1 protein-coding gene is annotated in these 258 nt (G+C 38.8%); it reads right to left on the bottom strand.

Annotation, left to right across the window (positions count from 1 at the left end; translation table 11 throughout):
• A partial coding sequence (locus tag ACODJP_RS14260) for a hypothetical protein (protein ID WP_422482626.1) occupies positions 1 to 258 on the bottom strand: 258 nt, incomplete at both ends.

Below are 258 nucleotides of genomic sequence, written 5' to 3'. Positions count from 1 at the left end.
GAGCTATCTAACTCTTTTGCCGGAACCAGTTTGTAATGCCTTTCCTCAATCAATTTCACTTGTCCTTCGTCTATCTTTAGCTCAAACAGTGCAATCAAATCGCTCGAAACAAACTGAGCGGAAATAGCTCTACATCTAACATTTGGGTATTTTTGTTCACACCACGCTGTATCTTGCGATGTTTGCACCATTGATATTTGATCTGTCCCACCTTTTGCTTGAACTGGTATTATATAATGGCAACCGTATTTATCTATA

The sequence above is a fragment of the Pleomorphochaeta sp. DL1XJH-081 genome (assembly GCF_049310885.1).
GTDB lineage: Bacteria > Spirochaetota > Spirochaetia > Sphaerochaetales > Sphaerochaetaceae > CAYZJV01.
Note: the sequence above shows the minus strand (reverse complement) of the source record. Positions and strands in the feature narration are given on the sequence as shown.